Origin of the sequence: Aeromonas sp. 97A (assembly GCF_051919185.1) — a bacterium.
GTDB classification, from domain to species: domain Bacteria; phylum Pseudomonadota; class Gammaproteobacteria; order Enterobacterales; family Aeromonadaceae; genus Aeromonas; species Aeromonas veronii.
Genome location: NZ_JBQBFF010000002.1, coordinates 48,863 through 75,331, shown reverse-complemented (window position 1 = coordinate 75,331; position 26,469 = coordinate 48,863). Strand labels below are relative to the sequence as shown.

The 26,469-nt window shown below is 56.3% G+C and carries 26 protein-coding genes, 8 pseudogenes and 1 riboswitch; of the genes and pseudogenes, 30 read left to right on the top strand and 4 right to left on the bottom strand.

What is annotated here, in order from left to right; translation table 11 throughout:
* Positions 1 to 107 precede the first annotated feature (107 nt).
* The 15 genes and pseudogenes from lfiN to lfiJ all read left to right on the top strand — a co-directional run.
* Positions 108 to 316: pseudogene (lfiN, locus tag ACTG27_RS22375) on the top strand (lateral flagellar motor switch protein LfiN); the annotation flags it as partial.
* 8 nt (positions 317 to 324) lie between these two features.
* Positions 325 to 1,002: a flagellar type III secretion system pore protein FliP gene (gene fliP / locus ACTG27_RS22370; RefSeq protein ID WP_439980617.1), complete on the top strand. Its 678-nt coding sequence runs from the start codon at positions 325 to 327 to the stop codon at positions 1,000 to 1,002.
* 1 nt (position 1,003) lies between these two features.
* On the top strand, positions 1,004 to 1,273 hold the full coding sequence (gene fliQ, locus ACTG27_RS22365) for a flagellar biosynthesis protein FliQ (RefSeq protein WP_005336246.1): 270 nt from the start codon (positions 1,004 to 1,006) through the stop codon (positions 1,271 to 1,273).
* A complete protein-coding gene (gene lfiR / locus ACTG27_RS22360; RefSeq protein WP_005336245.1) occupies positions 1,270 to 2,052 on the top strand; it encodes a lateral flagellar biosynthetic protein LfiR in 783 nt (260 codons plus the stop codon). The genes fliQ and lfiR overlap by 4 nt, the downstream gene beginning before the upstream one ends.
* Positions 2,049 to 3,185 carry a flagellar biosynthesis protein FlhB gene (flhB, locus tag ACTG27_RS22355; protein WP_429189919.1) on the top strand — a complete coding sequence of 379 codons (1,137 nt, stop codon included), beginning with the start codon at positions 2,049 to 2,051 and terminating at the stop codon, positions 3,183 to 3,185. Before lfiR ends, flhB begins: the two co-directional genes overlap by 4 nt.
* Before the next feature lie 3 nt (positions 3,186 to 3,188).
* Complete coding sequence (gene lfhA, locus ACTG27_RS22350; RefSeq protein WP_439980161.1) at positions 3,189 to 5,264, top strand: lateral flagellar biosynthesis protein LfhA; 2,076 nt, start codon at positions 3,189 to 3,191, stop codon at positions 5,262 to 5,264.
* A 176-nt stretch (positions 5,265 to 5,440) separates the two neighbouring features.
* Positions 5,441 to 5,528: riboswitch (cyclic di-GMP riboswitch) on the top strand.
* Positions 5,529 to 5,969: 441 nt separating this feature from the next.
* Entirely contained in the window at positions 5,970 to 6,260 is a 291-nt protein-coding gene (locus ACTG27_RS22345) for a sigma 54-interacting transcriptional regulator (protein WP_439980615.1), read from the top strand.
* Between the two features lie 4 nt (positions 6,261 to 6,264).
* Positions 6,265 to 6,508, top strand: a pseudogene (locus ACTG27_RS22340) (sigma 54-interacting transcriptional regulator); the annotation flags it as partial.
* Positions 6,509 to 6,513: 5 nt separating this feature from the next.
* A complete protein-coding gene (locus ACTG27_RS22335) occupies positions 6,514 to 6,855 on the top strand; it encodes a hypothetical protein (RefSeq protein ID WP_439980623.1) in 342 nt (113 codons plus the stop codon).
* A gap of 180 nt (positions 6,856 to 7,035) precedes the next feature.
* Positions 7,036 to 7,360: pseudogene (gene lfiE / locus ACTG27_RS22330) on the top strand (lateral flagellar hook-basal body complex protein LfiE).
* A gap of 50 nt (positions 7,361 to 7,410) precedes the next feature.
* Positions 7,411 to 9,115: pseudogene (gene fliFL / locus ACTG27_RS22325) on the top strand (lateral flagellar M-ring protein FliFL).
* Positions 9,102 to 10,130 carry a lateral flagellar motor switch protein FliGL gene (gene fliGL / locus ACTG27_RS22320; RefSeq protein WP_439980613.1) on the top strand — a complete coding sequence of 343 codons (1,029 nt, stop codon included), beginning with the start codon at positions 9,102 to 9,104 and terminating at the stop codon, positions 10,128 to 10,130. The pseudogene fliFL and the gene fliGL overlap by 14 nt, the downstream one beginning before the upstream one ends.
* Positions 10,131 to 10,142: 12 nt before the next feature.
* Positions 10,143 to 10,835: a lateral flagellar assembly protein FliH gene (gene lfiH, locus ACTG27_RS22315; RefSeq protein WP_439980611.1), complete on the top strand. Its 693-nt coding sequence runs from the start codon at positions 10,143 to 10,145 to the stop codon at positions 10,833 to 10,835.
* Positions 10,828 to 12,158, top strand: a pseudogene (lfiI, locus tag ACTG27_RS22310) (lateral flagellar FliI-like assembly ATPase LfiI). Before lfiH ends, lfiI begins: the two are co-directional and overlap by 8 nt.
* Before the next feature lie 9 nt (positions 12,159 to 12,167).
* A complete protein-coding gene (lfiJ, locus tag ACTG27_RS22305; protein ID WP_076493221.1) occupies positions 12,168 to 12,581 on the top strand; it encodes a lateral flagellar protein LfiJ in 414 nt (137 codons plus the stop codon).
* A 9-nt stretch (positions 12,582 to 12,590) separates the two neighbouring features.
* Here the strand turns inward: lfiJ and ACTG27_RS22300 are convergent, their stop codons facing one another.
* From ACTG27_RS22300 to flgA, 3 genes are all read right to left on the bottom strand, one after another.
* Positions 12,591 to 13,034 (bottom strand): flagellar protein FlgN, encoded by a 444-nt coding sequence (locus ACTG27_RS22300; protein ID WP_439980609.1) that lies wholly within the window; start codon positions 13,032 to 13,034, stop codon positions 12,591 to 12,593.
* Positions 13,031 to 13,306, bottom strand: coding sequence for a flagellar biosynthesis anti-sigma factor FlgM (gene flgM / locus ACTG27_RS22295; protein WP_439980607.1), 276 nt, complete (start codon positions 13,304 to 13,306; stop codon positions 13,031 to 13,033). The genes ACTG27_RS22300 and flgM overlap by 4 nt, the downstream gene beginning before the upstream one ends.
* 76 nt (positions 13,307 to 13,382) lie before the next feature.
* On the bottom strand, positions 13,383 to 14,096 hold the full coding sequence (flgA, locus tag ACTG27_RS22290) for a flagellar basal body P-ring formation chaperone FlgA (RefSeq protein WP_439980605.1): 714 nt from the start codon (positions 14,094 to 14,096) through the stop codon (positions 13,383 to 13,385).
* A 137-nt stretch (positions 14,097 to 14,233) separates the two neighbouring features.
* On the opposite strand from flgA, the gene lfgB reads away from it, so the two are divergent.
* The 14 genes and pseudogenes from lfgB (at position 14,234) to ACTG27_RS22220 (ending at position 24,038) form a co-directional block, all read left to right on the top strand.
* Positions 14,234 to 14,623 carry a lateral flagellar basal body rod protein LfgB gene (gene lfgB / locus ACTG27_RS22285; protein WP_101529985.1) on the top strand — a complete coding sequence of 130 codons (390 nt, stop codon included), beginning with the start codon at positions 14,234 to 14,236 and terminating at the stop codon, positions 14,621 to 14,623.
* 2 nt (positions 14,624 to 14,625) lie between these two features.
* The gene (gene flgCL, locus ACTG27_RS22280) at positions 14,626 to 15,051 is read left to right on the top strand and encodes a lateral flagellar basal body rod protein FlgCL (RefSeq protein WP_019444815.1); all 426 of its coding nucleotides are present in this window, start codon (positions 14,626 to 14,628) and stop codon (positions 15,049 to 15,051) included.
* Between the two features lie 128 nt (positions 15,052 to 15,179).
* A complete protein-coding gene (locus tag ACTG27_RS22275) occupies positions 15,180 to 15,431 on the top strand; it encodes a flagellar hook assembly protein FlgD (RefSeq protein WP_439980603.1) in 252 nt (83 codons plus the stop codon).
* Between the two features lie 58 nt (positions 15,432 to 15,489).
* A complete protein-coding gene (locus ACTG27_RS22270) occupies positions 15,490 to 15,762 on the top strand; it encodes a hypothetical protein (RefSeq protein ID WP_439980602.1) in 273 nt (90 codons plus the stop codon).
* An 18-nt stretch (positions 15,763 to 15,780) separates the two neighbouring features.
* Positions 15,781 to 16,974 (top strand): lateral flagellar hook protein FlgEL, encoded by a 1,194-nt coding sequence (gene flgEL / locus ACTG27_RS22265; protein ID WP_043821922.1) that lies wholly within the window; start codon positions 15,781 to 15,783, stop codon positions 16,972 to 16,974.
* 9 nt (positions 16,975 to 16,983) lie between these two features.
* A pseudogene (gene lfgF, locus ACTG27_RS22260) lies at positions 16,984 to 17,717 on the top strand (lateral flagellar basal-body rod protein LfgF).
* A gap of 78 nt (positions 17,718 to 17,795) precedes the next feature.
* The gene (gene lfgG / locus ACTG27_RS22255) at positions 17,796 to 18,581 is read left to right on the top strand and encodes a lateral flagellar basal-body rod protein LfgG (protein WP_005336212.1); all 786 of its coding nucleotides are present in this window, start codon (positions 17,796 to 17,798) and stop codon (positions 18,579 to 18,581) included.
* Entirely contained in the window at positions 18,581 to 19,249 is a 669-nt protein-coding gene (gene flgH, locus ACTG27_RS22250) for a flagellar basal body L-ring protein FlgH (RefSeq protein WP_439980601.1), read from the top strand. The genes lfgG and flgH overlap by 1 nt, the downstream gene beginning before the upstream one ends.
* Before the next feature lie 7 nt (positions 19,250 to 19,256).
* Positions 19,257 to 20,362, top strand: a pseudogene (fgIL, locus tag ACTG27_RS22245) (lateral flagellar basal body P-ring FlgIL).
* Positions 20,363 to 20,370: 8 nt separating this feature from the next.
* Positions 20,371 to 20,769, top strand: coding sequence for a rod-binding protein (locus ACTG27_RS22240; protein ID WP_439980599.1), 399 nt, complete (start codon positions 20,371 to 20,373; stop codon positions 20,767 to 20,769).
* Positions 20,769 to 22,087 (top strand): annotated as a pseudogene (gene lfgK / locus ACTG27_RS22235) (lateral flagellar hook-associated protein LfgK). The gene ACTG27_RS22240 and the pseudogene lfgK overlap by 1 nt, the downstream one beginning before the upstream one ends.
* 10 nt (positions 22,088 to 22,097) lie before the next feature.
* Positions 22,098 to 23,015, top strand: a complete 918-nt coding sequence (lfgL, locus tag ACTG27_RS22230) for a lateral flagellar hook-associated protein LfgL (protein ID WP_021231865.1) — start codon at positions 22,098 to 22,100, stop codon at positions 23,013 to 23,015.
* 18 nt (positions 23,016 to 23,033) lie between these two features.
* On the top strand, positions 23,034 to 23,378 hold the full coding sequence (locus tag ACTG27_RS22225) for a hypothetical protein (RefSeq protein WP_439980597.1): 345 nt from the start codon (positions 23,034 to 23,036) through the stop codon (positions 23,376 to 23,378).
* A gap of 360 nt (positions 23,379 to 23,738) precedes the next feature.
* Entirely contained in the window at positions 23,739 to 24,038 is a 300-nt protein-coding gene (locus tag ACTG27_RS22220) for a hypothetical protein (RefSeq protein ID WP_439980595.1), read from the top strand.
* 535 nt (positions 24,039 to 24,573) lie between these two features.
* On the opposite strand, the gene fliB is transcribed toward ACTG27_RS22220, so the two are convergent.
* Positions 24,574 to 25,308 (bottom strand): flagellin lysine-N-methylase, encoded by a 735-nt coding sequence (gene fliB / locus ACTG27_RS22215; RefSeq protein WP_439980593.1) that lies wholly within the window; start codon positions 25,306 to 25,308, stop codon positions 24,574 to 24,576.
* Between the two features lie 162 nt (positions 25,309 to 25,470).
* Between fliB and lafA the strand changes: the two genes are divergently transcribed.
* Positions 25,471 to 26,334 (top strand): lateral flagellin LafA, encoded by an 864-nt coding sequence (gene lafA, locus ACTG27_RS22210; protein ID WP_019444804.1) that lies wholly within the window; start codon positions 25,471 to 25,473, stop codon positions 26,332 to 26,334.
* The last annotated feature ends 135 nt before the right edge of the window (positions 26,335 to 26,469 follow it).

Sequence of the window (26,469 nt, the reverse complement as noted above, 5' to 3'; positions counted from 1 at the left end):
GATTCCATCGCCCACCGTCAGCTCTGGACCACGCAGGCAACCCGCAGGCAGGTAATTGCACTCATCCAGACCCGGGTTGCGACGGTTGTAGAGGAGTAAATTGAATCATGAGCGAGCACAATATAATGATCCGCTGGATCTGGATGGACTGGATCAACTGTTTGGTGACGACATCAGTATGCCTAGCGCTGCAGACTACTTGGCCCCCACCAGTAGTAGCAAACAGCGGGATCTCTCCTTCTTTCGCCAGATCCCCGTCAAGGTGACGCTGGAAGTGGCCAGTACCGAAGTGCCGCTCGGCGATTTGATGCGCGTGGGGCGGACATGACCCTGTTCTCGGTATCGCCAGGCGCTTCAGGGGGCGAGGACTACAACATCAAGTTGCAGATCCTCTTCTTCATGACCCTGTTGGGTCTGCTTCCGACCTTGTTACTGATGATGACCAGTTTTACCCGGATCATCATCGTGCTGGCCATATTGAGACAGGCCCTTGGCCTGCAGCAGAGCCCTCCCAACCGGGTGCTGATCGGCATCAGCCTCATCCTGACTGTGGTGATTATGCGTCCGGTCTGGACGGACATGTATCAGAATGCATTTGTCCCTTATGACCAGAATGAAATAACCCTGTCAGAGGGGTTCGCCAAGGCAGAAAAACCCCTGCGCAAATTCATGCTGGCCCAGACCCGTGAACCGGATCTGGAGCAGATGCTGCGCATCTCTGGCGAACCAACTACGGTCGCCAAAGAGGATGTGCCTTTCGGTGTGCTGTTGCCCGCGTTTGTCTTGAGTGAGTTGAATACCGCATTTCAGATTGGCTTTATGCTGTTTATCCCCTTTCTGGTGATTGACTTGGTGGTCGCCAGCGTCTTGATGGCGATGGGGATGATGATGCTCTCACCGCTGATCATCTCGTTACCCTTCAAACTGATGGTGTTTGTGCTGGTCGATGGTTGGTCGATGACCGTCGGCACTTTGGCTGCCAGCTTTGGTGGGGGAGGCTGATATGACCCCTGAGCAGAGCGTTGCCCTGGTTGGTGGCGCGGTCAATCTGGTGGTGACCATGGTCTCGGTGCTGATTGTACCGGGCCTGATTGTGGGACTGGTGGTCAGTATTTTTCAGGCGGCGACCCAGATCCAGGAGCAGACGCTCAGTTTTCTTCCTCGTTTTATCGTGACTCTGATGACCCTTATCTTTACGGGTAACTGGCTGTTGTCGCAGATAACCACCTTGTTCCAGGATCTTTTTCTTAAAATCCCCGGGTTTATCGGATGAATTCGCTGCTGTCCCTCAGTGCTGCTGACCTGACCGCATGGTTGGGACAGTGGTGGTGGCCGTTTATCCGGATCGGTATGGCATTCTGGGTGATGCCGGTCTTTGGGGATACCCGGGTGCCTGCGCAAGTTCGCCTGATGCTGGCGTTTATTATCAGCCTGCTGCTGGCCCCCATGATGAAGGATATGCCGGTTGTCGATCCTTTCAGTGCCGGTGCGCTGGTCCTGGCGGTCGAGCAGCTGCTGTTTGGTTTGTTGTTTGGTCTGTGTGTCCAGCTGCTCTATATGGTGATGACCACTGCGGGGCAGATCCTCTCCATGCAGATGGGGCTCGCGATGGCGGTGATGAATGATCCGGTCAACGGGGATTCAGCCCCCATCATCAGTCAGGTCATGATGGTGTTTTGCGCATTGCTCTTTCTGGGGCTGAATGGCCACCTGGTGGTACTGGATATTCTGGTGCAGAGCCTGCGTAGCTGGCCGCCGGGTTCATCTCTGGATCTGATCGATATGAAAGGTGTGATCGGGTTGTTTGGCTGGTCTATCGGTGCCGCCCTGTTGCTGACGTTGCCAGCCGTTGTCGCCATGTTGATGGTTAACCTGACCTTCGGGGTGATGAACCGGACCGCCCCTTCGCTCAATATCTTCTCTCTCGGTTTTCCCATGACCCTGTTGCTCGGGTTGCTCACCATGGCGCTCTCCATCAGTGGTGTGCCCTCCCGTTATCTGGATTTGGTTACCCATGTGCTTGAACAGCTGCGAGGCTTGACCCCGGCATGAGTCAGAACAGCGCACAGGACAAAACCGAAGAGGCCTCCAGCCAGAAACGCCAGAAAGCGAGAGATGAGGGGCAGATCGCCCGCTCAAAAGAGCTCAGTTCTGCCGGTTTGCTGCTGCTTGGCGGGTTGGTGATGCAGTGGATGGTGCCGGGGTTTGGCCAGTTCTTTGCCGAGTTGATGAAGCGTCCGCAGCGTTTTGACTGGCAAGGTGCCCGTGACCCGCAGATGATGATCCATTGGCTGGGGGAAGCGCTGATAAACATGCTGTGGGTGCTGCTGCCCCTGTTTGGCTTTCTGGCCCTGATGCTGGTGTTGCTCAGCATAGTGCCGGGCGGTATGGCGCTGACCTGGAAAAAGCTGCTACCCAGTTGCGAGAAGATGAACCCTTTGAAGGGGCTGGGGCGGATGTTCTCCAAGAACAGCCTGATGGAGTTGCTGAAGTCACTGCTCAAGGTGACGCTGATCGGCGGCACGCTGGCGTTGATGTTAAATCATCAATGGCCTTCCTTGTTGATGATGAACCGGATGCCCCCTCAGGCGGCCCTCGAGCAAGCGCTACGGATCCTCTCCCAGGCATTTATTCTGCTGGGGAGCGTTCAGATGCTGATTGCCGTGCTGGATGTGCCCTATCAGCGCTGGTCGCTTAACAAGCAGCTCAGGATGACCAAACAAGAGGTCAAGGATGAGCACAAGAACAGCGAAGGGCGTCCCGAAATCAAAGCCAAAATCCGCCAGGTACAGGGAATGCTTGCCCGCGCGCGTATCGAACAGCGGGTACCGCAGGCAGATGTGATTATCGTTAACCCGACCCATTATGCGGTGGCAATAAAATATGATGCGACTCGTGCCAATGCCCCTTTCGTGATTGCCAAAGGGGTCGACAGTATGGCCGAGCGGATCCGTCAGGTTGCCAAGCAGCATGACAAGATGGTGATGAGCTTGCCTGAGTTGACGCGAGCCATCTATCACTCGACCAGGGTGGATCAGGAAGTCCCCGCAGGTCTGTACACGGCAGTTGCCTATGTATTGAACCATGTATTGCAGTTAAGGGCGTATGAGGCAGGCAAGGGGAGGAAACCGACCCCTCTTGCCCCGTTATATGTACCGCCCGAGTTACGTCAACCTGAGAGGTAAGTTGTGAACTGGCGTGTATTCACCCAATCCTATACCGCAATTCCGCTGATGTTATTGGCCATTCTGGCCATGATGATCCTGCCTCTGCCCGGTTGGCTGCTGGATGCGCTCTTTACCTTCAACATCGTGTTGGCGGTTCTGGTGTTGCTGGTATCCGTCTCGGCCCGCAGACCACTCGATTTCTCGGTATTCCCAACCGTGTTGCTGGTGGCCACCTTGATGCGGCTGTCGCTGAACGTGGCCTCTACCCGGGTTGTGTTGCTGCATGGTCACGAAGGGCATGAAGCAGCCGGTAAGGTCATCCAGGCATTCGGTGAAGTGGTGATCGGTGGCAACTATGTCGTCGGTCTGGTGGTCTTCGTGATCCTGATGATCATCAACTTTGTGGTGATCACCAAGGGTGGCGAGCGGATTTCGGAAGTATCCGCCCGCTTCACGCTGGATGCCATGCCCGGCAAGCAGATGGCCATCGATGCCGACTTGAATGCCGGCACCATGGATCAGCATCAGGCCAGGGCTCGCCGTGAGGAGATCGCGCGAGAAGCGGACTTCTATGGTGCAATGGATGGTGCTTCCAAGTTCGTTCGTGGTGACGCGATAGCTGGCATGTTGGTGCTGATCATCAACCTGGTGGGTGGGTTGGCCATCGGTATTTTCCAGCATGCCTTGCCCGTTGCAGAAGCCTTCCAGCGTTATGCGCTGCTGACCATTGGTGATGGTCTGGTTGCCCAGATCCCGTCCCTGCTGATGTCGACTGCTGCGGCCATTATCGTGACCCGGGTCAGTGATGAGGGGGAGATGGCTGATCAGGTTGGTCAGCAGATCCTGGCATCCCCTCGCGTTATCTATACCTCTGCAACGATAATGCTGATCCTGGGTCTGGTGCCCGGGATGCCTATGCTCGCATTCCTCAGTTTCGCAGCTGTACTGGCCTGGACTGGCTGGAGTGTCAGCAAGCGAGCCGTCAATGTGCCGGATCTGGATGCAGCGCAAGAGCTGACTCGTCAAATGATTCAGCCTGAACAGCAAGCACTGGAGTGGCAGGATTTGCCACCAGTCGATACGGTCGCCATCGAGCTTGGTTATCGTCTGGTGCCATTGGCTGAAACGGATAAAGGGGCTGAACTGCTTGCACGAGTGCGCGGGATCCGCAAAACCCTCTCCGAGCAGTACGGTTTTCTGCTCCCCGAGATCCGGGTGCGCGACAATCTGCAACTGCAGCCGGATCAGTACCGGATCAAGCTGTCCGGCGTCGCGTTGGCGATGGGGAATGTGGATTGTCAGCGCTTGATGGCCATCAGCAGTGGTGAGACCTATGGCGCTTTAGATGGCGAGTTGACTCAGGACCCGGCCTACGGCATGAGTGCGGTCTGGATCTCCCCTGAGCAAAAGGCCAAGGCACTTAATCTTGGTTACTCGGTGGTGGATTCGGCCACCGTGATTGCCACTCACGCCAGCAAGCTGTTACGTGAACAACTTGATGCACTGTTTGGCCACGATGAAGTGGGCAAACTGGGCCAATATCTGGCCAGTCAGTCCCCCCGGTTGGCTGAAGAGCTGAATCTGGCGCTGACCCAGATGCAGCAATTGAGAGTGTTTCGTCAATTGCTAAAGGAACAGGTCAGTCTTACCGATATACGAACCATAGCCACGACGCTGCTGGATGCGAGCGAGCTGACCAAAGACCCTGTCTTGTTGGCATCTGATGTACGCTGTGCCTTGAAGCGCCAGATTGTGCGGCAGGCCATTGGCAATCGCGATGTGTTGGCCACTTTTACGCTGGATGATCGCCTTGAGCAGACATTGCTGGCTGCAATGAATCAGTCACAACAGCAGGGCAAAATCCAGCTGGACAGCTTCCCGGTCGATCCGCAATTGCTGGCCCAATTGCAGCAAAATATGCCGTTGGTGAAGGAGCAGTTGCAGCAGTTGGGACATGCACCGGTTCTGGTCGTCATGCCGCAGCTAAGGCCGTTGATAGCTCGTTATGCTCGATCATTTGCAAAGGGTCTCAAAGTTCTCTCATATAACGAAATCCCCGAAGAGTTACGGGTGGAGGTAATTGGTACACTTGGTTAATTACTGTTGGATAAATATCCTGAAGGGAAGTGTTTTTTCCGCCCCAGCTTGAATTGCCGTATGAATACTATATGATGTGGCGAAAATTGACGCAGCAATGTGTGAAAGTTAAATAAAAAAAACAATATTAATTGTGTTGCTACACGCTTAGACCATCAGGTCGGGTCCGTGTTATCACATGATAAGGGCAAACTGAACTGAAAAGTCAGGACGCAAAGCCTCCGGTCTAACAGCAGGAAAGCTAATGACAGCGGGGTTACCAAGGTGAATTTCCCGCCTTGATTTTTACCATATAGACTTGGGTACGCTGTTTTGGGTGCGGTTTTGTACAGCGTCTTTGTTTTTGACTACTTCAGTTCTGTTGATTGTTCTATCCACAATCACAGGTGTCAGACTTCTATGTTTTCGGGATTATCAATAAATAAAATCATCGGGTTATGTAGCGATATTGAACCACATATATTATTGATTCAGCCGTATCAAATGAAAATGATGTTGAACAGGCCTATCAAAGGAGGGCATCAGGGTATCAAGTGTTAATTCTGTTAAACAATCAAAGGGCATTATCGCTGATGATAATGTCAATTTGATCCTGCTCGATATGGATGCCATGACCGAGCTCGGGCCGCGTGGTCTGCGTGAATTCAGGGACTGATTGCGTCATTCTGGTCAACGAGCATCAGGCCTACCATTGCTGCGGAAGCCATGCGTGCCGGGGCCATCGACTACATCATCAAACCCTTCTGCCCCCAGCAATTGCTCGATGTGGTGAAGTGGGCTTTGCGCCTGCGTCAGGCCATCCCCAATCTTATCGCCGTCCCGCCCATGAGCCTGCAGGTGTTGCAACTGGCCCGACGAGCAGCCAAGACCTCTGCCACCATTCTGATCGGTGGTGAGTCAGGGACAGGCAAGGAGCGACTGGCCCGTTATATCCACGAGATGTCCAGCCGGGCTGGCAAGCCATTTCGTGGCCATCAACTGTGCAGCCATTCCTGAATCCATGCTCGAGTCCATCCTGTTTGGACACAACAAGGGGGCCTTCACCGGTGCAACGGGAGCCAGGCCGGGAAATTCGAGCAGGCTCAGGGGGCACCCTGCTGCTCGATGAAATCTCAGAACTGCCGCTGGCGCTGCAGGCCAAATTGCTGCGGGTGTTGCAGGAAAAAGAAGTTGAACGGCTCGGCAGCACCAAACCATTGCTCTGGATGTTCGGATCATCGCCGCCAGCAACAAGGATCTGCGCACCTGGTTGCAGGGGACTGTTTCGCGAAGACCTTTTCTACCGTCTGGATGTGCTGCCGATGAGCTGGCCGGCACTGCGGGAGAGCGCCCTGACGATATTATTCCGCTGGCGGAATACTTCATTGAACGCTACGCCGCATCCCAGCAGGGCTATCGCCTCAGTGAAAATGCCCGTCAGCAACTGCTGTCATATGAATGGCCTGGCAATGTGCGTGAGCTGGACAATGTCATTCAACGTTCATTAATTATGGCTCGCGGTTTGCATATTCAGGCCGTCGATTTGATGCTGCCCATTACAGAGCCGAAATGGTTGCCGCAGGCGTGGCTTGTTCCCCGAGGGGCTGAGTGAGACCCGGCGGCATGCAGAATTTCAATTTGTATTAGAGACCTTGCGCCGCTTTCGTGGCCATCGGACCCGCACAGCCGAAGCCCTCGGATGACGACCCGGGCACTGCGATACAAGCTGGCGGCCATGCGTGAGCAGGGCATAGATATTGAGCAGCAGATTCAAAACTAAGGGATAAACCGAGTGAAGATTGAGATGATGTCATCACAGGTGACGCTCTGCAGCAGATGCAGGAGATGCAGCGAGTCGCCAGCCAAACCCCTTCCATCGAACCGAATGATCGTCAGGCGTCTCATTCGGTGATGCCATGCGCGACGTGGTCGGCCGCGTCAACGAACAGCAGAATATCGCCTCACGGTTGATGACCGCCGTCGATGCGGGTCAGAGCGACGATCTGGTGGGGGCCATGGTGGCCAGCCAGAAGGCCGGCTTCAGTTTTTCCGCCTTGATGCAGGTGCGCAACAAGCTGATGACCGGTTTTGATGACATTATGCGCATGCCGCTCTGAGGTAACATGACTGAACTGGTAACGTCCTCCGCACCGGGGGCGTCGGGCCCCTGCTGGCCCGGGTCAGGACAAGGGGATTACGCAACTGGCGTACCCTGTCCCGCGACAACAAATCCATCCTGACCATCGCGCTGCTGGCCGCCATTGTGGCAGGCACCATAGTCATTATCCTGTGGACCTCCAGCAAAAACTATGTGCCCCTGTATGGCAAACAGGAGCTTTACGACACCGCCAACATCATGGAGATGCTGGAGAAAGAGCAGGTACCTTTCCGTCTGGAAAAGAGCACCGGTCAGGATACTGGTTCCTGAAAACCAGCTGGCTCATGTCCGGATGGCGCTTGCTGCACGAGGGGTGAGGCAGCCATGCCGTCTGGTCTGGAAGGGCTGGACAACGTAACCGGACTGGGTACCAGCGAATTTATGGAAGGGGCGCGTTATCGTCATGCCCTGGAAGGGGAGCTGGCCCGCACCATCATAGCGCTCGATGCCGTGCGCAGTGCCCGTGTTCATCTGGCTATTCCGAAGCGGACGCTGTTCGTGGGGCGCGATGAGGAGAAACCCAGCGCATCGGTAATGCTGGATCTGCAACCGGGCCAGATCCATGGAGCCGGGTCAGGTCGAGGCGATTGCCAACCTGGTGGCGGGCAGTATCTCCGGAATGAAGCCGGTGCCGTGACCGTGGTGGATCAATCTGGCCAGTTGCTCAGCGCAGAGCTGGGGGACAAGGTCGGTTTTGGCAAGCAGAGCGTTCAGCAGATGGAGTATGTCCGCAAGCTGGAACAATACATTCGTCAGCGTGCCAATGACATGCTCTATCCCATGCTGGGCAGCACCAATTTCAAGGTGCAGATTGCGGCAGACGTTAACTTCAACGCTGTCGAAGAGACCCAGCAGCAGCTCGATCCGCAAGGCCGTGGTGACCGCGAGTCCAACAAGTCAGACAAGACCATCGATGCGTTGGCGATGGGGATCCCCGGCGCTATCCAACCGCCCGCCTGAAACGGCGGCAAAAAATGAAAAGGCAGCCTGACAAAGGCAATGCAAATACCGCTACACAACAGAACGACACTCGCACCGAGCGTCAGGAAGTCAGCAAGCAGTACGAAAACAGTCGCACCATAGTGCACACCCGTTACCAGCAGGGACGTCTGGAGAAAATTAACGTCTCCATTCTGCTCAATCAGCAGATTGCTCCGAAGGGGGGTGGAGTGCCGAGCAACTGGAACAGATCCGTCAGATGGTAGAGCGTGCTGTCGGTTTCGATGAGACGCGTGGCGATCAGATTAGTCTGCAGGCCTTCGATTTCAATGGTGCGGTACCAGTAGCTGCTCCCGAATCCAGCTGGTGGGAAACCCCTTACTGGCAAGACTCCCTGCGTTATCTGGTCGGTGGTTTGCTTGGCCTGACACTGGTCTTCTTCGGTATTCGGCCGTTGGTGAAACATCTGGTTCGTACCCAGCAGCAGCCGGATATGGAAATGGGTGAGACGGAAGAAGAGCTGGAGCCCACGGTCGGATTGTCCATGCGCAGGGATGACGATGATCCCCAGCTGACGTCTGCTCTTTCAAATAGTCTGATCCGTACTGACAACAAGATGGAGCCCCAGTTCTCGTCACTCGATATGGAGTCGTTGCCGGAACCGGGATCCGAGCTGGAGGTTCAGCTCAAGCATTTGCAGTTGCTGGTTGAAAAAGACACCGCCCGGGTGGCGGAGGTTGTCAGAGCATGGGTGAGTGGCAATGAACAGCGTTAACTTGAATCAGAGTGCCGTTGATATCGATATCGACAACCTGGAGAAGGCCGCCATCTTGTTGCTGAGCATGGGGACCGAGGCTGCTGCCAAGGTAATGCAAAAGCTCTCCCGTGACGAGGTGCAGCGTTTGATTTCCAAGATGGCCTCCCTCTCTGGCGTCAGCTCGATGGAAGCCAAGTGGACGTTGCAGCAGTTCTTCAATCACTACCGTGAGCAGAGCGGAATTGGCAGCGCCTCACGGGAGTATCTGGAACAGACGCTGGATCTTGCTCTGGGGCAACGACTCTCCCGTAGTTTGCTCGACAGTCTGTACGGCGATGTGATGAGCCAGGATATCCAGCGTCTGCAGTGGGTGCCTGCCGATGTGCTGGCCCGCTTCTTCCGTAACGAACATCCCCAGATGCAGGCTGTGCTGCTGGCCTTCCTGCCACCCCAGACTGCGTCCGCCGTGCTCGATGCCTTGCCCGGTTCGGTGCACGACGATTTGCTGGTGCGTGTCGCCAGTCTCAGCAGTGTCAGTGAACATGTGCTGGGTGAGCTCAGGCTGACACTGGATCGTTGCCTCACCTACGTGGCCGATCAATCTGGTGCCAAGGTAAACGGGGTGCGGCAGGTAGCCGATATTCTCAACCGTTATCAGGGGGACAAGGAGCAGATGCTCTCCCTGTTGCGCGAACACGACGGTGACATGGCGCTGGAGATCGAGAAGAACATGTTCGATTTCATGGCGTTGCGCCGTCAGAGCGACGACACCTTGCAACGTTTGGTGCAGGAGCTGCCCAGCGAATTGCTGGCATTGGCTCTCAAGAACACCGAAACCAGCTTCCGCAAAGTGGTGTTGGGTGCCATGCCGAAGCGGATGGCTCAGGCGCTGGACGATCAGATCCAGAACCAGGGCAGTGTCTCTTTGCGCAAGGTCGAGCAGGCAAGGGAAGAGGTCATGCAACTGGTCCGCGAGTTGGTGGAGCAGGGCGAGATCGAGTTCCAGCTGTTCGAAGAGCCCACCGTCAGTTAACAGGAGGCATTCATGAGTCACAATGTGCGCAAATTGATGCCTGGGGCGACCCGTCTGTATCGTTTCCCTGCGCTCGGTCAGAGTGGGGAAGAGGCACGGAGTCAGCAAGAACAGTTTGAATTCGGCTATCAGCAGGGGCTGGAGCAAGGTCATGACGAAGGTTATCAGGCCGGCTATCAGCAAGGGCTGACCAGCGGCCTGCAGGAAGGCGAGAGCACCGGTTTGCAACAAGGGCAAACCCGCGGGTTTGCTCAGGGCCTTTCGGAGGGGCGAGCCGCCTTCGAACAGGCAATGGTGCCGTTTGCCAAGCTGCAAGAGCAGTGGGAGTCACTGAGCCGGGCTCGGATGGTCGAGCAGAAAGAGCTGATTGCCCAGCTGGTGGCGCAGGTGGCCAAGCGGGTCATTATGGCGGAGTTTACTCTCAATCCCCAGCAGGTTATGAATCAGGTCGAGCAGGCGTTGGCTACCTTGCCGAGTGAGTCGGAAGAGCTGGTGATCTACCTCAGCGAAGGAGACCGACAGCGACTTGCCGAGCAGGGGGTGACTCGCTGCGAAGGGTGGCCATTGCAAGTCGATGCAGCGCTCGGGGTAGGCGATGCCCGTATCGAGACCCGCGCTGCCGTCGTCGAGGTCAACACCAGCTCCCGCCTGGCAACCTGCATCGAACAGCTCAACAGCTCGCTGGACGTGCCGCAAGATGCATGAAGCCTTGCAGCAGGCACTGACCAGTGCGCTGGACAATCTGGATGAGCTGCCAGCGTTTCGTCGTTTTGGCCGGTTGGTGCGAGTCACCGGCCTGACTCTCGAGGTAGTCGGCTGTCAACTGGTGATGGGGCAGCGTTGTCGTGTCAGCACGGCAAGTGGCACCCCCTTGCTGGCCGAGGTGGTCGGTTTTAACCGGGATATCTCTTACCTGATGCCGCTGCAGCCGATGAGTGGCCTCTTCGCGGGGGCTCAGGTCGAACCGATCGATGGAGAAGAAACTGTTCGGCTTGGTAGTCATCTGCTGGGGCGGGTACTCGATGGCCTGCTGCAGCCCCTGGACGGGCAGCCGTTACCCGATGTTGGTGACAGTGTCCCCCTGTTTGCTCTTCCCCCCAATCCGCTATTGCGAACCCCGGTACGTGAACCGCTGGATGTCGGTATCCGCGCCATCAATGGCCTGCTGACTGTTGGCAAGGGCCAGCGTCTGGGGCTGTTCGCCGGCTCGGGGGTCGGCAAGAGTATGTTGCTGGGCATGATGACCCGCAATACCGCTGCCCAGATTGTGGTGGTGGGGCTGATTGGTGAGCGGGGCCGTGAAGTGCGCGAATTCATCGAACACAGTCTGGGGGCGGAGGGGCTGGCTCGCGCCGTGGTCATTGCGGCGCCAGCGGATCAATCTCCCTGATGCGGCTGCGAGCGGCCCAGCTATGCCACCGAATTGCCGAGTATTTCCGTGAGCAGGGGCAGGATGTGCTGCTGCTGATGGATTCACTGACCCGCTATGCCCAGGCGCAGCGGGAAATCGCGCTGGCCATCGGTGAACCTCCTGCGACCAGGGGTTATCCGCCCTCGGTATTCAGCATGCTGACCCAGCTGGTGGAGCGAGCCGGTAACGGCACGCATCCGGATGGCAGTTTGAGTGCGTTCTACACAGTGCTGGCGGAAGGGGATGACCAGCAGGATCCGGTGGTCGATGCGGCGCGCGCCATTCTCGATGGTCATATCGTGCTGACCCGCCGTCTTGCGGAAGAGGGCCACTATCCCGCCATCGATATCGGTGCCTCGGTCAGTCGGGTTATGCCGCAAGTCGTACCTGCCGAATGGCAAACGCTGGCGGTCACCTTGCGCCAGCTGTGGGGACGCTATCAGCAGGTGCGTGAACTGCTGCCACTGGGTGGTTATCAACCCGGGGCCGATCCGCAGATGGATGAAGCTGTTCAGCGTTATCCGGCCATTGCGGCATTTCTGCAGCAAGGCTTGCATGAAGAGATGGCCTTTGAGCAGGTGATGGTTGGTCTCAAGCAGGTGCTGGGGCAGGGATAAGGATTCGTTATGCTGAAGTCTTATCTGGGGTTGCAACAGGAAGAGCTGGAAAATCTTGGCGCCGAGCGTCGACGCTTGCGGGAGCTGGCGTTGCGGGAAGAGCAGCGAGCACACAAATTGCAGGAAGTGATCTCTTCGCTGCGGCCCGGTTCCGACAAGTTTCACCCTTTGCTATGGCAAAACAAGCAACAGATGGATGGCCAGTTGCGCCGTTTGCTCTCCCATCAGGTGCAGCAATCTGCGCTGGCCAGACTGGATCTGGAGCGCCACGAAGGGGAACTTGTCCGGCAGTTCGGGCGGGTCAAGGGGCTGGAGCTATTGCTGGCAAGACGTGATGATGTTGCTCGCCAGCAACAGGAGAGGCGGGATCAGCTACAGCTGGATGAGCTGGCGAGTTTGCGTCACCTGACCCGCCAAGAGTAAAGCGGAAGGTTAATCCGTAATGCTGTCCGGGTCGCGATAACCTGACTCTTGTCCCAACAGTGAATGAATCGTCTCCATCTGACCTGCCAGCAGGCGGCCATTGAGATCATTCTGGCGCAGACACTGATGCAGCAGCTGTTCAAGCTGTTGCCATTGATTGGCTACCGTGGTGCGCAGGGGAAGTGGCAGCTTGGCTATCAGGGTGGCCATCCCCTTCTCATCTGGTTTGAGGCCCAATGTCTGCAGCTGCTGGCAGCGTAACTTTGCCTGTTGTGTCACCTTGGCCATCAGCGTTGTCTGCTGCTCGTTATGGGCTTGCAGACCATCGACATCATGGCTTGCCAGCAGTGCATGCTGGCGCAGCAACAGGGCGGTGAGTTCGGTATAGTGGCCGTAATCCTGCTGGATCCCGAGGATCAATGCCTTGACGGTGGCCTTGGTATCCACGCTCATCGGCGATGCATATCCAGAATGGCCTGACCCAGCGCATCCAGATCGATCTCCAGCTTGCCTTCACTGATGGCTTTGCGGATCTCGTTGACCTTGTCCATGTCGACGTCGGATGTGGTGGCCAGCTGGCTGCGGGCGTTGGCTACTGACTGCGCTGTGCTGCTGATCCGTGCTTCGGATGACTGTGCGGACCTGGTTTCCGGCTTGGTCGTTACATCCGGTTTGCGGCCAGGCTGGGCCTGAATATAGAGCGAGTCAGTACGGGTAATTTTCATAACATAAATTCCTGATGGTCTGTTTATGACAAGCGACCCAAGGCTTGTCGAACTTGAATCAAATTGCGATCTTGGTTCAAAAACGGGTTTCAACTTCCCCTATATCAGTCACCCATGCCTGTATCTCTTTGCCAGAGCTAAGATTTTTCACTCTGATCCCGTCGCCTATTCCGCCATTATCGAGGGCCTCCCCTCTGGTTGTGGCGGAGAACTCACCTTTCCCTGCGCGGATCAGTACCCCTTCCCCCTGTTTGACCGCCCAACTTTTTTGTAAATCCAGCTCACCGATGAGCTGCCCGCTTCTCAGATGCCGGTTGCTTTTATGGCCCAGCAGGGTGTGATTACTCGGGGTGAACCCGCGCTGTATGCGGCTGACATCCAGCTCTTTCTCCACCAGATCGCTGGCGCTGATGCTCTGACCTTTTGCGATATCCCGTGCAGCAACCCAGACCGGCAACAGCAACGAGACCTCTACCCGCCCGCGCACTTGCCAGGCGGGATCTGTGCATTCGATGAGATAGGGGCGTCGTCCCCAGGGTTGCCGATACTGACCACCTGCTTGTAACGAGAGTGAGTGTGAGGGGCAGGGAGGAAGGTGCTCGGCGGAAGGAGCAAGCCAGACCTTAAACTCCCCTGAGGTTGCAGGCCATCCCTGCTGGGTGATGTAGTCATCAAGACTCTGGCGGGCATCTTGTTCAAGCAACTGTTCAAGCATGGCGCTTTGCGCCTGCGGGGCACCGTGAGCCAATGCGCTCAGCAGTAGCCAGAGGATGCCGCTCCATTTCCACACGGGAAGTCGCACTTCCTCATTTCTCATCTGCTTGCAGTGGATGGTGCATGGTAACCGCTTGAAACTAGGTATCTTCATGGTTGGCATGAGTCTTGATAAGGGTAACCCCGGTCTGAGTGAACGATAAAGGATGAAGCATGAGTATCTCATTTGACAGCGCCCTCGGCGTACACCCTTATGCCCTCGATGTCAGGGCGGAGCGGGCGCGTATTCTGGCGGGAAATCTGGCCAACGTGGATACACCGGGCTATCTGGCTCGGGATGTCGATTATAAGACGATTCTGGGCCGTGTCGCGCAGCAAGTTGCTGCGGGCGAGGAGAGTCAGGCCATCAGCCAGGGCGCCATGCGTGACGATATGCATCACCCCCTCTATCGCATTCCTTATCAGGTCTCCATGGATGGCAATACCGCCGAATTGGGGGTTGAGCAGGGCAAATTTGCCAACAACGCCACCGATTTTCAGACCAGTCTCACTTTCCTCAATATGAAGATTACCGGGATCGCCAAGGCGATCGAGGGCCGTTAACCATGTCGTTCAACAAGATTTATGACATCGCCGGCAGTGCCATGCGCGCCCAGACCGTGCGGCTGGATACCGTTGCCTCCAACCTGGCCAACGTGGATAGCGCGGCCGCCAGTGAAGACGCCGCGTTTCGTGCCATCAAGCCGGTTTTTTCCACTCTCTATCAGAAGATTCAGGATGCCGATGGCCTCGGGGCTGCGTCGGTGCAAGTGGCGGGTATCGTACAGTCCGACCGTCAGGTCGAGAAACGGCTGGAGCCGACCAACCCGATGGCCGATCAGGATGGCTTTGTTTACTACTCCAACGTCAACGTGGTGGAAGAGATGGCCGACATGATGAGCGCCTCTCGCGGTTTTGAAACCTCGGTGGAGGTGATCAACCGGATCAACAGTATGCAGCAAGGTTTGTTGCGTCTTGGTCAGGGAGCCTAAGCCATGAGTCTGCCACAGATAAGCAGTCTGGATACGGCGCGTGGTACGGGTCAGGCTGCGCTGACCCCAAGATCGCCAGCAATGGCGCCGGTGCTGCTCAGGAAACGCAAGCCAACCAGAATAGCGGGATGCAACTGCGTAACGAATTCCTGCAGATGATGGTGGCACAGATCCAGAACCAAGATCCCACCAACCCGCTTGATGGGGCCCAATATGTCACCCAGCTGGCCCAGTTCAGCATGGTGGAAGGGGTCGAGAGCCTGAAGCTTCTGCAGCAGAAGTCCATCAACATGATGGATACCCAGCAGGTACTGCAGAGCACGGATCTGATCGACAAAGAGGTGATGGTACCCAGCAAGACCCTCACCCAGAGAGCATGACAAAGCTATTCGCGGGCAGGTCGAGCTGGCGGGGGCCGCCGATCAGGTCGAGCTTAAGGTGTATGACGAACACGGCACTTTGGTGGCGACCAAGAGCTGGGGTGAAAGCAAGGCTGGTGGTCTGGATTATGAACTGCCGGAGCTGCCTGCCGGGGAGTACAGCTTCGAGGTCAAGGCGTCACTCAACGGGGTTGCCACCACATCCAAAAATTATGTTGCCAGCAAGGTGGAACGCGTCACTTTGCCCGGTACGGGTGAAATCATGCTGCAGGTTGCCGGTGTGGGCGATGTCCCGCTGTTCAGTGCAATCCAGTTCGGTAAATCGGCGTAATCAGAGAGGAGCGACACTGTGTCTTTCAGTATCGGATTGAGCGGCCTGCGCGCCGTGAACCAGGAATTAAGTGTAATCAGTAACAACGTGGCCAATGCCAGTACCGCAGGCTTCAAATCCAGCCGTGCCGAGTTTGCCGCCATTTATGGTGGTGGTCAGGCTGGCGGTGTCGAGATGAACAACGTCTCCCAGAACTTTGATCGCAACGGCGATGTGATGCGGACCGGGCGTGGGCTCGATCTGGCGATTTCTGGCAGTGGCTTTTTTGTGCTGAAAGATGGCAGCGGACAGACCTCTTATACCAGAGCCGGTATGTTCCAGCGGGATCCGAATAATTATCTGACAACAGCCAATGGCAACCGACTGCAGGGTTATACCACCAATGATGCTGGTGAGCTGCAATCCGGCGTGATCGGTGACATTCAGGTAAAAGCTGGCAGCCTGCCTGCCAAGGCATCCGACAAGCTGGAGTTCGTTGCCAACCTGAAGGCGGATGCCAGCGTGATCGATCCCGCTCTTCATCCCTTCGATCCAGCCAAGTCAGACAGTTTCAGCTACTCCCAATCCAGCAAGGTCTATGACTCGCTCGGGGTTGAGCACACGGTCACCCAGTATTTTGTCAAAACCGGCGCCAACACCTGGCAGGTCAACTATGCCTTCAATGGCACCACGACCGGAGCTCCGGTGACTATGGAGTTCAACAGCAACGGGACGCTCAAGGCGCCGACTACCTCTCCGGTTCTGGCACTTGCCCCAGCGGGGGCAGACCCCATTTCGCTGCAGGTGGACATTGCACGTGTCAGCCAGTATGCCTCTGACTTCAACGCCACTCGTAACCAGTCCAACGGTTACACCGCTGGCGATTTGACCGGTATACGGGTTGATGCCGATGGTGGTGTCTATGCCACCTTTACCAACGGTCAGAGCCTGAAGCAGGGTCAGGTGGTCATGGCAAACTTCGCCAACCCCAATGGTCTGCTGCAGACCAACAACACCACCTGGCAGCAATCTTTCAGTTCTGGTCAGCCTGTACTGGGGGCGCCGGGAACCGGCACCATGGGTCAGTTGACTGCCGGGGCCTACGAGAGCTCCAACGTGGATCTGACCGGTGAACTGGTTAGCCTGATGACTTCCCAGCGTAACTATCAGGCCAACGCCAAGACCATCAGTTCCGCTGACAAAATGACTCAGGTTCTGTTCAACTCCTTCTAAGGGTAACCCGTGGAAAAGCTTATCTACACCGCCATGTCCGGGGCGCAGCATACCCTGATGGCCCAGCAAATCCGGGCCAATAACCTGGCCAACGTCAATACCGCCGGTTTTCGGGCTGACTTTGAGCGGGTTTCTGCTTATGCCCTGACGGGCGATGGTTATCAGAGCCGGGTGATGGCCAGAGAAGAGATGGCCGGGACCAACTTCAAAGCTGGCCCTCTGATGCAGACGGGTCGCAAGCTGGATGTGGCGATTCGTGGCGAGGGTTTTCTGGCGGTGCAGACGCCGGATGGCAAAGAGGCCTATACCCGTGCTGGTAACCTGGAGGCCGATGCCGACGGGCTGTTGACCCTCAATGGTCGGCCGGTGCTGGGGGAGGGGGGCGAGCTGGTGCTGCCCGCTTATCGTGACATCAGTTTCGGCAAGGATGGCACCCTGAGCATCACTCCTCCGGGTGGTGGTGCCCGGCTTGATGTAGGCCGCCTGAAGCTGGTCAATCCTGATCCGGCCGAGCTGGTAAAAGGCCACGATGGTCTGTTCCGGATGCGCCAGGGCGGGGATGCCGAAAGCAGCGAGCAGGTGGTGATGGCATCCGGCTTTTGGAAGGGGCCAACGTCAATGCTGTGGATGAGCTGGTCAGCAGTATGTCATTGACCCGCAATTTCGAACTGCAGGTCAAGTTGATGAAAGCGGCGGATGATCAGGCTCGTCAAGGGGCCAAATTGATTTCCGGTCAGGGTTGATTTTGACGGCATCGGGCAGATACCCGATGCCTTGCCACATCCCAGTGGATGAGGCTTGATGAACAAGGTGGAATAACAATGCACGCAGCATTATGGGTCAGTAAAACAGGTCTGTCGGCACAAGATGCCAAGATGTCCAGTATCTCCAACAACCTGGCTAACGTGAACACGGTCGGCTTCAAGCGCGATCGGGTAGCGTTTGAAGATCTCTTTTATCAGGTGCAGCGCCAGCCGGGTGCCCAGCAGGATCAGCAGAATTTGGCGCCTATCGGTATTCAGATGGGTAATGGTGTGCGGGTGGTGGGTACCCAAAAGGTCTTCACCTCCGGCCAATTCCAGAATACCAATCAGGAGCTGGATATGGCGGTGGTCGGTGCCGGTTTCTTCGGGGTTGAGCGCCCGGATGGCGAGACGGCCTATACCCGTAATGGTCAATGGCATCGCAATGCCGAGGGGCAGCTGGTTAACGCGGATGGTTTGCCCATGGTGCCGCAGATCCAGATCCCTGATAACGCCACCAAGATCTCCATCGGTACCGACGGCACTGTCAGCGCCTCGTTGCCCGGTCAGCAAGAGAACGTCGAGCTGGGCCGCATCACCCTGACCAATTTCGCCAACCCGGCCGGTCTGGAAGCGCTCGGTGGCAACCTCTACCGTGCAACCGGCGCGTCCGGTGAGCCCATTGAAGGTGTACCGGGTGAAGAGGCGATGGGGGCCGTCAAGCAATTCACGCTGGAGAGTTCCAACGTGAACGTGGTGGAGGAGATGGTTGACATGATCACCACCCAGCGGGCTTACGAGATGAATGCCAAGGTGGTCTCTTCCGCCGACCAGATGCTCAAGTTTGTCACTCAGGCACTGTAATGATGAAGTCGATGCTGCGTTATATCTGGTTGGTATTGCTGTTGGGCGGCTGTGCCACCTATGAGCTGCAGGCGCCCGAGCCAGGTGACGAGAAATGGGCGCCATCCCGTCCCAAGGTGACCGCGGCTGCGCAGGGCGAAGATGGTGGCCTCTATCGTGGCAACTACATGATGACCCTGTTTCAGGATCGGCGAGCTTACCGTGTTGGTGACATTCTCACCGTGGTGCTGGAAGAGCGTACCCAGTCGAGCAAGAAAGCCAATACCAGCATGAGCAAAAACAGCAGCATGAATGTGCCGGCCCCCTCATTGGCGGTAAACTGCGCCCCGACTGGGGGGCCCCTCAGCGCGGATCGGGATTTTGATGGCGGTGCGACCTCCAGCCAGCAAAATACCCTGGCAGGTTCCATCACCGTGACGGTCGCGGAAGTGATGCCCAACGGTGTGCTGGGGATCCGCGGTGAAAAGTGGATCCGCCTCAATCAGGGGGATGAGTATATCCGCTTGGGTGGCATGGTGCGGGTCGAGGATATCGACCAGAGCAACCGTATCTCGTCCCAGCGCATTGCCGATGCCCGCATCACCTATGCCGGTCGTGGTGCCCTCGCCGACAGTAACCAGATGGGGTGGCTGGGCCGCTTCTTCAGCTCGGCGTTTGCGCCATTTTGAGGAATTCATGAACAGATGGTTTATCGCCCTGCTGTGTCTCTGCTTGCCCTTGTTTAGTCAGGCTGCCGCACCGGCCAAACGAGCCTTGCTGGATATTGCCGATGTGCAGGGGCTGAGAACCAACCAGCTGGTGGGTTATGGTCTGGTGGTCGGTCTCTCCGGGACCGGTGACAAAGCCAGGTCAAATTTACCGGCCAATCCATGGCCAACATGCTCAAGCAGTTTGGCGTGCAGTTACCGGACGATATCGATCCCAAGCTCAAGAACGTGGCAGCCGTTTCGGTGCAGGCCACGCTACCCGCTTTGGCAGGCAAGGGGCAGTTGCTCGATGTGACCGTGACTTCCATTGGTGATGCCAAGAGTCTGCGTGGCGGTTCTCTGTTGCTGACCCCACTGCGCGGTATCGACGGTGAAGTCTATGCCGTGGCGCAGGGCAATCTGGTTGTCGCTGGGGTGAAAGCGGAAGGGCAATCAGGTTCATCGGTCACGATTAACGTGCCGACAGCCGGGATTATCCCCAACGGCGCCACCATCGAGCGAGAGGTGGTCAGCAATTTTGCCGAAAAGCCGGAAGTGACCCTCAATCTGCATCAACCCAACTTCAAGACCGCGCGCAATGTGGAGCGTGCCATCAACCATCAGCTGGGGCCGGTTGCCCGAGCGGTCAGTGCCGGGCGGGTTCAGGTTGCAGCCCCCAGGGACGAGAGCCAGCGCATCGCGTTTATGGCCCTGCTGGAGGATATCAAGGTGGATCCGGGTCAGGAGCGGCCGAAGGTGGTCTTCAACAGTCGAACCGGCACTGTGGTGATGGGGCAGGGGGTCAAGGTTCACAAGGCTGCCGTCAGTCATGGCAGTCTGACGGTGACCATTGGCGAGAGTCAGACGGTCAGTCAGCCCAACGCCTTCTCCAATGGGCAGACCACCACGACCCCCAACTCCAAGATCCAGGTCGATCGGGAACGTAACAACATGTTTGTCTGGCCGGATGGCACCTCCTTGGAAGTGATCGTCAAGGCTGTCAACTCACTCGGTGCAACCCCCGATGATGTTATGGCCATCTTGCAAGCGCTTGATGAGGCTGGCGCCCTCGAAGGTGAGTTGGTGGTTATCTAAGGATTATCATGACCAGAATTACCTCGGATCCCAGTTTTTATCAGGATCTCAATGAATTGCAGCAGATCAAAAGCAACCCGGATCAGCGTGCCGCGCTGGATGCTGCAGCCGGTCAGTTTGAAGTCAGTTTTTTGCAAACCGTGCTCAAACATATGCGCTCGGCGACGGATGCCCTGCAGGATGAGGACGACAAGATTATCAAGGGGCAATCCCTCTATCGCGATATGTATGACAGCCAGTTGGCGATGAGCATGGTCAAGCGAGGTGGCATCGGTCTGCGGGAGCAGATGGTCAACCAGCTGGCTCCGTCATTAAAGAATCCGGACGGGGTGGTCGCTTCAGAGCAGCAGACCCTGGCTGCGTTCAGCCAGCCTCTCAACTCGGTAAAAATGAGGAAAGTTGACTGATGTCGCTGCTCAATATCGGTTTTAGCGGACTTAACGCGGCCCAGATCGCGTTGAATGTCACCGCCCAGAATATCGCCAACGTCAACACCATCGGCTACAGCCGCCAGGAGGCCATGATGGGCAGCCTGTCCGGTTTTGGTCGGCTGGATAATGGCCAGGGGGTAGAGGTAACCGGTGTTCGCAGGATCACGGATGATTATCTGGTTTCCCAGCATTGGCGTAGCCGCTCGGCGACCGGCTCCTCCTACTCGTTTTACCAGTACATCAACACTACAGAGCAGCTGCTGGGTAGTGAATCGATGAATATCACCAAGGGGCTCGACAGCTTCTTTGCCTCCCTCAGCGCTGCGCTCGACAGCCCGGAAACCCCGGCACAGCGCAGCCAGATCGTCAGCTCGGCCGGTGCGCTGGCCAACCGCTTTGGTCAGCTCAACGAGAGTATGTTGACCCAGGAGAAGCAGATCGACGATCAGCTGAACAGCACCGTTTCTCAGGTCAACAGTTATCTGAAGCAGGTTGCCGAACTGAATACCCAGATCAGCGAACAGGCTTCCAAAGGGGTCAATACATCCACACTGGAAGACAGCCGCGAACAGGTCGTGCGCGAGCTGTCGACCTATATGGAGGTGAGGGTTAACCGGCAGAGCGATGGTTCGTTCTCGATCAGCCTGCCTCAGGGGCAGCCGTTGGTACTATCCGGCAGCAGCAGTACCCTTTCGCTGGCCGGTGACAAACTTAGCCTGAGTTTCGGTCCGCAAACCTTTGAGGTTCCAAGCTGCATGGCGGGTCTCTGGCGGGGTGATGGATTATCGCGCCAATGTGCTGCGTCCGCTTCGCGACGAGCTCAATCAGATGGCGAAGAAGCTGGCTGATGACTTCAATGCCAAGCAGGCCGGTGGTGTCGATTTGAATGGTGATCCAGGTAAACCCCTGTTTAGCTACGATCCGCTCAACCCTTCCGGAACCTTGAAGGTTGCCGATGGTTTTACCGGCGATCACCTCGCCTTTGCAAAGGCCGGCGGTGGTAAAGGTGACAACCGCAATTTGCAGGAGCTGCATCACCATCAAGGAAGGCCAGTACGACGCGTACAGTGCTCTGCTTGGCCGGATTGCGGTACAGAGTGGACAGGCCAAGGCGACCATGCAGGCTGATGCCAATATGGAGAAGCAGATGGCCACCAAGCTGAGCAGCGTGAGTGGGGTCAACACCGATGAAGAGGGGGTCAAAATCATGGCATACACCAAGGTTTATCAGGCCAATGCCAAGGTGATCAGCACCTCGGATCAGCTCTTCAATTCCATCCTGAACATGTTCTGACGGAGTGACCATGCGCATCAGTACCAACCAGATCCAGCTCAGCATGCTTGATAATCTGCAGCACGGTTTCGGCGAGTATGCCCGCCTCGATCGCCAGATCTCCTCAAACAAACGGATCCTGCAGCCTTCCGATGATCCTGTGGGAAGTGTGCGGCTGCTCGGCCTCAAGAAGGAGCAGGTGGCGATGGAGCAGTATCAGAAGAATATTGCCAATGCCAAAAGCCAGCTTTCTCAGGGCGAAATCCAGCTGGAGTCGATGACCAACATGCTGATGCGCTTGCGTGAGTTGACCCAGACTGCTGCAAACGGCTCGCTTTCCGAAGATGATCGCCGTGCCGTGGCGACCGAGGCGGCGATTATCAAAGATGGCTTGTTCGATCTTGCCAATGCGCGCAATGAGAGTGGTTCCAGCCTGTTTACCGGTAGCAAGGTCGATCAGCCTGCCTTGGTCAAGGTCACAGATCCGGCAGATCCTGACTTCGGCAGTTACAAGTACCAGGGCGATAGTCTGGTTCGCGAAGTCAGCATTGCCAATGGTGTGACGGTGGGGCTCAACCAGACTGCGGACAAGCTGTTTATCGACAATGGCGACTTCTTCAAACAGCTGGATTCCATGGTCGCCGCGATGGAGAGCGGAGCCCCCGATGCTGCCGATCAGGCTCGCGGCATGCTGGATCGCAGCAAGGTGTTGCAGGACGATATCAGCCAGATGGTGAGCACCATCGGTGCACGTATGAACCTGCTTGATCAGGTCGATGAGGGGCATGCCGAGAAAGGGGTCTATAGCAAGGAAGTGAGCAATCAGATAGAGTCCCTCGACTATGCCAGTGCTGTTACCCAGCAGGCCCATGTGTTGATGGCTTTGCAAGTTCAGCAGCAGGCATTTGCCAAGGTGAACGGACTCAGCCTCTTCAACTACATGCCATAAATTCAGGTTCAGGGAGCCATGATGCAGATTCAGCAAACCCGTTTGGGTGGAGTGGTCGAAACACCTGCCCAGCCCAGATTGCACGGGCGCCTAACTGCTCAGAGTGCGTCCCGGCCAACCGGCGAAACTGAGCGTCACCCCAATATCGTCCGGCTGGATCGGTGGGCTTTGATCGGGACTGCGCAGCAGCGGATCGCTCAGGCTCAAGGGGGAGAGCAGGCTTTGAGCCAGATTTGGGGTGAATTGAAGCGCCTCGAACAGCAACTCGGCCAGAATCGGGCGGCGAGCGGCGATCTGGTGTCACGCCTGAAAGTGTTGGAAGAGAAGTTGACCCAACCCCAAGCTCCCTTACCACCGAATTAAAGCCACGTTTGCTGGCATCTGCAGGGGACAGTCGGGTGAGTTATGGCTCAGAGCGACTTGACCTGCTCACCCCCAAGTCGGGTGCCGAGCGCCTGGTGTTCTCTTTCCCACAGAGCAGCAGTGCAGTTGAAGTGATGCTGCCTGCTGGAGCCAATGAATCGGAAGTGGTCACCCGGCTGGATCGTGCACTACGCAAAGAGCATATTCAGGCGCGCCTCAACGAGTTGGGCAAGCTGGAGTTAAGTGTTCCGGAGTTGCATCGACGTAAACTGGACGAGCCGGTTCTGCTTAGTGGGGAAGGCATCCGTATTCCCGCCGGCAACCCTGTTCCGGTGCAATTCAAGGCCAAAGCCGGGGCAGTTGACCCAGCTGGGCGAAGGTATCGACAAAGGCGAGCTGCGACAGGAGCAACAGCGCCTGAGAAGATTGCTTGGGGAGATTGAGCAGTCGGTGCGGGAGCTGAAGCAGTTCCGCCAGCGGATGGTCAAGCAGCTCGATCGGGTCAAGGCGCGTAGCCAGAATATGAAACAGCAGGAGCTTGAACAGCTTCAGGGCAAGCTGGGTGAGCAGCTCAAGGAGGGTGGTTTTATGGGAACCATGTCAGGTCTGCTGGCTCAGGCCAACGTATCGCGCCAGAATGTAGTGGCACTGCTCACATAAAGGATGACGTGCTACATCACCGCCAAGATGGAAAACCGCCAGCAACATGCTGGCGGTCTTTTTTCAGGGTTTCAGCAAGGCGTATAGGTGAGGTCGGATGAAAAACCTGAGGTACTTAGTCCCTCTGTTCTATGGTCTTGAGAAAGTTCCGGTTGTGCTGGCGTATGGTGTGATAACTGTAGAAAAGAGGTTGATGACATCCTGTTCTTCCAGCTCCTTGTCCATGGCCAGCAGACACAGGTAGTTGCGCAGCAGGAAGTAATCGATAACCAGGAGCTGATAGGCCTGGAAGGGCGTCGTCTGCTGCAGTGGAAGTTGTTGTTGTAGACGTAATAGAGCAGGTAGTTGTTGAGAATGTGAGGCCTTGTGGCCAGAAAGGGAGTTACCTTGTTGAGCCAGACCTGCTGCAGCAATGCAAGCTTGCTTTCGTCATAAACGCCCTCCAGTACCTGATTTATTTTGTCGAGGCAGAACTGCATGGTCTGCCGGCCACGCCTTCCCTGCGAATATGCCAGCAGCTGATGGGTGATGGTTCTCAGTCCCCACCACTGCAATGTGGGCATGGAGGGCAACTGTCGAACATGACGTGAGTTCCCCCTGCTCGGCCATTACCGCTACCTGCTCGAGAAATGCTTCGTGCGACAAGGAGGTTGCATCCCGATGAAGCAGCAGTCCGATAAGCCATAGGCGCAGTTCGCCACGGGAGATCCGTGGCGGTCAGCACGTGGATGCTCAGGCTGTGCAGGGTTGCCATTGCTGTGGAGGGCGGCGTGGTAAAGGGGAGAGGCTGCCTGAGCGGGGTCTCCTCGGTCTGCATTGCCATTGGGTCTAGCAACAGGTGTCGGCAGACCTCGGGACAGGAGAGCACCAGAGATTTCTTGAGCTGGTTGGCGAGCCGGGTTTGGGTTCTGGGGTAGGTCTTGCAAGTCTGGCTCAGTGCATCTGGCCCTGCCTTGCCGTGGATCTGACACAATCGCTTCTCATCAAGAAAAGGGCAGGCTCCCTGCTCGTCAAGGGTTATGACACCCCACTGTTCATTGCTCTCTTTACCTTGCGGATGTGTTGTTTGCTCAGGGATTGTATTACGGTCCGGGTGTTTTTCATAGCTGCGGAAGGTCGCTTTATCGATACTGATGGTCCAGCTATGGCAGCAGTTGTCTTTGCAGCCATCTCCAATGCATTGGAAATGTTGACAAACATGAGGGGTATATAGAAATGCTGCCATGTCGCTTTCCGATAGTGAAGGATTGCGTTTCAAAGCAATAAACATGCCTATAAATTAATCCGGCGAGTTTATCACGGCCATTCCTATCCATTGAGCAACCTGAAAAAATATAAGAACAGAGCCCTAAATTTCTGCGCGAAAAGTTGTCGTCTCTATCTGATGTCAACCTAACATGCTGCGCCGCAGCGTCATATCGAGGATTACATCATGGGCTTGTCCATTCATACCAACTTTGCTTCCCTGACTACTCAAAGTCAGCTCAATACCACCAACAAGATGCTGGGTACCGCCATGCAGCGTCTGGGCACCGGTCTGCGTATCAACTCCGCAGCCGACGACGCTGCCGGCCTGCAAATGGCTACCCGCCTGCAGTCCCAGTCCAGCGGTCAGAAGGTTGGTATGCGCAACTCTCAGGATGCCATCTCCATGATGCAGACTGCTGAAGGTGCTATGGATGAGATGAGCAATATCGTTCAGCGCATGAAGGATCTGGCTACCCAGTCTGCTAACGGCACCAGTACCGCAGAAGACCGTAAAGCCATGGATGCCGAGTTTACCGAATTGCGCTCCGAGCTTGACAACATCACCAACAACACCACTTTCGGCGGGCAAGAACTGCTCAAGACTGGCAAGGGCTTCCAGGAAGATGTGACATTCCAGATAGGCGGTACTTCCGCTGAGAAGCTTGAGTTGAAAAAAACAGGAACCCTAGCCAAGGCTCTGGCGGAGGTCGTTGGCACTGGTAAGGGTACCTTGGACACTGATATTGCTGCAGGGATCGGGGATCAAAAGAAAGCTACCGATGCTATGGCTAAGCTGGATACTTTCTCCCAGAAAATCGGTGAGTCTCGTTCTGCATTTGGTGCCAACATCAACCGTCTGGAGCACACCGTCAACAACCTCTCCAACATGAAAGAGAACACCGATATGGCGAACGGTCGCATCATGGATGCCGATTTCGCTCAGGAGAGCACCAACATGACCAAGAACCAGATGCTGATGCAGGCTGGCATGTCCGTGCTGTCCAACTCCAACCAGATGACCGGCATGGTAACTTCCCTGCTGCGTTAATGCTGTGCGGCACTCATCCTGATTTTTGGTGTGGGTGCCTTTTTTATTTTCTCTCTTCAGCCCGCTCTTATGTTCTTCTGTTTTGCCTCTATTCCTCTAATTTCTATTTCCTGATTCAAGTCTTGCTCACAGCTG

Excerpts from the sequence above, each read along its gene's own strand:
- fliB (WP_439980593.1), bottom strand. The coding sequence starts at position 25,308 with ATGTTTATTGCTTTGAAACGCAATCCTTCACTATCGGAAAGCGACATG.
- lfiJ (WP_076493221.1), top strand. The coding sequence starts at position 12,168 with ATGCTGAAGTCTTATCTGGGGTTGCAACAGGAAGAGCTGGAAAATCTT.
- lfiH (WP_439980611.1), top strand. The coding sequence starts at position 10,143 with ATGAGTCACAATGTGCGCAAATTGATGCCTGGGGCGACCCGTCTGTAT.
- lfgL (WP_021231865.1), top strand. The coding sequence starts at position 22,098 with ATGCGCATCAGTACCAACCAGATCCAGCTCAGCATGCTTGATAATCTG.
- flgM (WP_439980607.1), bottom strand. The coding sequence starts at position 13,306 with ATGAAAATTACCCGTACTGACTCGCTCTATATTCAGGCCCAGCCTGGC.
- ACTG27_RS22275 (WP_439980603.1), top strand. The coding sequence starts at position 15,180 with ATGCAACTGCGTAACGAATTCCTGCAGATGATGGTGGCACAGATCCAG.
- fliGL (WP_439980613.1), top strand. The coding sequence starts at position 9,102 with ATGAACAGCGTTAACTTGAATCAGAGTGCCGTTGATATCGATATCGAC.
- ACTG27_RS22300 (WP_439980609.1), bottom strand. The coding sequence starts at position 13,034 with ATGAGCGTGGATACCAAGGCCACCGTCAAGGCATTGATCCTCGGGATC.
- ACTG27_RS22225 (WP_439980597.1), top strand. The coding sequence starts at position 23,034 with ATGATGCAGATTCAGCAAACCCGTTTGGGTGGAGTGGTCGAAACACCT.
- ACTG27_RS22345 (WP_439980615.1), top strand. The coding sequence starts at position 5,970 with ATGCGTGCCGGGGCCATCGACTACATCATCAAACCCTTCTGCCCCCAG.
- lafA (WP_019444804.1), top strand. The coding sequence starts at position 25,471 with ATGGGCTTGTCCATTCATACCAACTTTGCTTCCCTGACTACTCAAAGT.
- flgH (WP_439980601.1), top strand. The coding sequence starts at position 18,581 with ATGATGAAGTCGATGCTGCGTTATATCTGGTTGGTATTGCTGTTGGGC.
- fliQ (WP_005336246.1), top strand. The coding sequence starts at position 1,004 with ATGACCCCTGAGCAGAGCGTTGCCCTGGTTGGTGGCGCGGTCAATCTG.
- fliP (WP_439980617.1), top strand. The coding sequence starts at position 325 with ATGACCCTGTTCTCGGTATCGCCAGGCGCTTCAGGGGGCGAGGACTAC.
- flhB (WP_429189919.1), top strand. The coding sequence starts at position 2,049 with ATGAGTCAGAACAGCGCACAGGACAAAACCGAAGAGGCCTCCAGCCAG.
- lfgG (WP_005336212.1), top strand. The coding sequence starts at position 17,796 with ATGCACGCAGCATTATGGGTCAGTAAAACAGGTCTGTCGGCACAAGAT.
- flgCL (WP_019444815.1), top strand. The coding sequence starts at position 14,626 with ATGTCGTTCAACAAGATTTATGACATCGCCGGCAGTGCCATGCGCGCC.
- ACTG27_RS22240 (WP_439980599.1), top strand. The coding sequence starts at position 20,371 with ATGACCAGAATTACCTCGGATCCCAGTTTTTATCAGGATCTCAATGAA.
- lfgB (WP_101529985.1), top strand. The coding sequence starts at position 14,234 with ATGAGTATCTCATTTGACAGCGCCCTCGGCGTACACCCTTATGCCCTC.
- lfiR (WP_005336245.1), top strand. The coding sequence starts at position 1,270 with ATGAATTCGCTGCTGTCCCTCAGTGCTGCTGACCTGACCGCATGGTTG.